At 46.2% G+C, this 3,186-nt stretch carries 6 protein-coding genes; all 6 read right to left on the bottom strand.

Annotated features, from left to right (window positions below; all coding sequences use genetic code 11):
* Positions 1-185 precede the first annotated feature (185 nt).
* A complete protein-coding gene (locus SOS22_RS05635; protein ID WP_154502548.1) occupies positions 186-749 on the bottom strand; it encodes a phage tail protein in 564 nt (187 codons plus the stop codon).
* Between the two features lie 14 nt (positions 750-763).
* Positions 764-1,102, bottom strand: a complete 339-nt coding sequence (locus SOS22_RS05630) for a hypothetical protein (RefSeq protein ID WP_320596590.1) — start codon at positions 1,100-1,102, stop codon at positions 764-766.
* Positions 1,099-1,347 carry a hypothetical protein gene (locus SOS22_RS05625; protein WP_320596589.1) on the bottom strand — a complete coding sequence of 83 codons (249 nt, stop codon included), beginning with the start codon at positions 1,345-1,347 and terminating at the stop codon, positions 1,099-1,101. The genes SOS22_RS05630 and SOS22_RS05625 overlap by 4 nt, the downstream gene beginning before the upstream one ends.
* Positions 1,340-1,678 carry a hypothetical protein gene (locus SOS22_RS05620; RefSeq protein ID WP_320596588.1) on the bottom strand — a complete coding sequence of 113 codons (339 nt, stop codon included), beginning with the start codon at positions 1,676-1,678 and terminating at the stop codon, positions 1,340-1,342. The genes SOS22_RS05625 and SOS22_RS05620 overlap by 8 nt, the downstream gene beginning before the upstream one ends.
* Positions 1,653-2,069 carry a phage Gp19/Gp15/Gp42 family protein gene (locus SOS22_RS05615; RefSeq protein WP_320596587.1) on the bottom strand — a complete coding sequence of 139 codons (417 nt, stop codon included), beginning with the start codon at positions 2,067-2,069 and terminating at the stop codon, positions 1,653-1,655. Before SOS22_RS05615 ends, SOS22_RS05620 begins: the two co-directional genes overlap by 26 nt.
* A gap of 141 nt (positions 2,070-2,210) precedes the next feature.
* On the bottom strand, positions 2,211-3,098 hold the full coding sequence (locus SOS22_RS05610; RefSeq protein WP_320596586.1) for a phage major capsid protein: 888 nt from the start codon (positions 3,096-3,098) through the stop codon (positions 2,211-2,213).
* Positions 3,099-3,186 lie beyond the last annotated feature (88 nt).

The following is a 3,186-nucleotide window of genomic DNA, read 5'->3' as shown; positions in this document are numbered from 1 at the left end:
GAACATGCTCTTTCAATGCGCTGTATCCTTCATCTCCAAGAACCATCTTCATTCCTTGGATCAGTGCCGAAGAGCTTCCTTTATCGGCCTCCGTCAGAATTTCAACAAGTTCCCAGTTATCAATTGCTTCGGCGTTAACTTTCCACTCGAATCCGGTTTTTGTCTTGCCCTTCATCTGTTACTCCTCAGGCAGAAGCCTTTGCTTTGATATAGTCTTTCGATGTAGTTCCATCTCCGTCAGCTACTGCCGTAATAGTTACACCATAGGCGATTGGCTCATCCGGCTTAAAATTAATATCGTCAAGATCTGTTGATTTTCCGTTCGGGATAACAATCCGGAAAAGATCTCCATTAGACATGACCTGATCAATTACCCACGCAAACTCATCAGGTTCACTGGAATCGTGTTTTACAGTAAGACCAGTACCAAGATCTCCGCTGACGCTGGCATTTCCGTAGGTCGCTTTCTGCACTGCTGCATTCAAGGCCTCAATCATTGCAAACGCAAAGGTTTCTTTAACTTCGGTCTGAACAACCTTAACTGTATTGCCTCCCCAGTCTTTGATTTCCTTTGTCGTGCGCTTGATAGAACGCTTCAGTCCGTCTTCACTGATCAATCCGACGCATGTAAAAGCCTTGTCAAGTTCTGTATCTGCACTCGTTGGAAGAGTTGTACCTTTCGGCGCATAAAAAATGGCACCTGTAGATTTAGGTCTCCCTGTAGTTACATAATCTGTGTTATTTGGCATAATGCTATCCTCCATTAAAGTTCTTTCGTCACAACCGAATAAACAGCCTGATAACGATGCTGTTTAGCTGCAATATTCGTGAAGTTGTAATCACTCATCAGCTTGATTGAAGATATTCCTTCAATATCTGCAGTCAGCAGGATCTTCTTTACTTTCTCATTCAGCTTTGCAGCTTTTGCGAGACTCCCAGAAATCGACTGAACCGCAATCGTCGCCGTTGTCACATAATTTGAGCTTGAAGATCCTGTCCGCTCAACGATGCAGTATTCCTCCGGAGCATCTTTCGGCCGCTCCATATATGTATCGATCCCGCTTTTCAGAAGAAGTTCTATGATCTTTGTCTCAGCAATCATCCGCCTACTCCCTTCAGGACGGTATTGTTATCAAGATTATCTTGCTTTGCCTTATCCGTCTCCGGATAGACATAAGCGGTCACACGACCATCTTTGCTGGAATAGTTGATGTTCACTTTGTACCCGTCTCCCATTGCAGCGACTTTCTGATTTGCCAGGTTCTGCACCATCGCTCTGGTTTCTGCGGCTTTCAGCAGCTTATTTATTCCAGACTTATTCAGCACCAGCTTGAAATCATCACTCATATCTTTCCACCTGATACTTATCATTCCAGGCTAACGGAATGAGAGAATCGATACCTTTCTGCGAAAGCGTGAATACATGCCATCTCTTGCCGAAGAATTCTACAATTGCATCCTCCCAGGAATGCTCATCCCCTTTCGGAATTGCAATCTGATAGACTGCTTTCTTCCCATAAAGGTTCACGGTTTCAAGAAGCTCCTGAGAAGACAGCGGAGCAATCAATACATTGTCAACGAAAACAGGATCAAGTTCTTGATAGATCGGAGCATTAAACTCATCTCTGCCAGCCTCTTTGCGCTGGATCAGCTTAACTGTTATTCCTCTCAAGCCCATAGATATCTACCATCCCATAGCGCTGACGATTCAGACCGAGACGCTTCAGATCCTTGTTCAGGATGCTGATGCCGCCGCCTGTATTGGTATATGTTCCAGACCAGGAGTATCCCAGCGCTGACTGAGATTCCTGACTGAGCAGAGTCGATTTGTCAGAAGTGCTCTGCTCGATATACCTGGAAGCAATATCAACCGTGACAGATTTGACTACATTCTTCGGAAGGTCGCCGGCTTTAATCATCTGATCGAGATCTTTTCCGACTTTCTTTGCCTCATAGCGAAGCTGATCGGAAATTACCGGCAGGATGGCAGCACACATTTCCTGCTCATCCAGCGTGAGCTTCCGCCACATGATGCTCAGGTCATCGACTGCCGCGAAGCTTTCGTCCATTTGATCTCACCGCCTTCTTTTTCTCCTCTGTAACACCAGAAGAAATGAGAGGCTGCTTGTCGGTAACAGCCTCCCAATCTCTATCAATCAGCACAGATGGAATATCAATCACGTTTCCGCTTTTGATGTTCCTGTACTTCATCAGCCTGCCTTCTGAACGATCTTCTTGAAGAAGGAATTCTCCAGAATGCCCCAGCCAATGTAAGCCTCAGCACGAAGTACGATCTGGTTCATCTGCTTCAGATCTCCCTGGCCATCCGGATCACCATACTGAATGATCTCACACGGTACAGATTCTGCATAACCCCATTTGAATGCATTCTGGAAGTCGCCGAGGATAACCAGATCCTTAGAAGCACCGAAAGAAACCGTGTTATTCACATCAGAATTCATTCCATAGAACGCATTAGGATTCTGGCCGAAGCGGAATTCCGGATACTGAACTACTCCATTGGCCTTGATCTTTGCCAGAGATGAACCGAATGTCGGAGCAATGGCAATACCCGTAACTGTCCCGCCAGCCCCAACGATTGCCTGAACAGCAGAGTCAATGTCATTATCCTCTGCACCTGCAGTCGTTTCGATCTTGCCGATCGCATCCATGTCAAAATTCTTGGATGCCAGAGAATCAACAGCGAGACCGGTTGCCGGGTTTACGCCGTGCATTGCCGAAATATCCAGAGCGCGTGCCATCTTCTTTGCGAATCCATCCGTGAATGCTTCAAGGTACGGAAGCTGCTGCTCATCAGACAGTTTTACGAATTCATCAGTAAGACGATGCTGATAAACAAACTTGATCGGGGTAATACTCACCGGTGTAAACTTTGCATCACCAGCCGGTTTCTTTGCACCTTCTCCGACGATGGATGCTTCTCCATCCATTGCAAATGTGAACTGCGTAGTTCCTGCAAACGGAACCGGCTCCTGAACAGACAGCTTCGCCAGAGACGAATGTCCATTTACCTTGCTGAATACTTCAGTTACAAGTTCTTTCGGAAATTCATCTGTTCCAGTCGTAATCATTCCCATAAATTACTATTCTCCTCTCAAACCTTTTGCAAGCGCCCTCAATGCGCTGTTCTTTGATTCTTTTCCTGTGTCGTCGCTGCCTTCCGCC

The organism is Absicoccus sp., from assembly GCF_034090965.1.
Lineage (GTDB): Bacteria > Bacillota_I > Bacilli_A > Erysipelotrichales > Erysipelotrichaceae > Absicoccus > Absicoccus intestinalis.
Note: the sequence above shows the minus strand (reverse complement) of the source record. Positions and strands in the feature narration are given on the sequence as shown.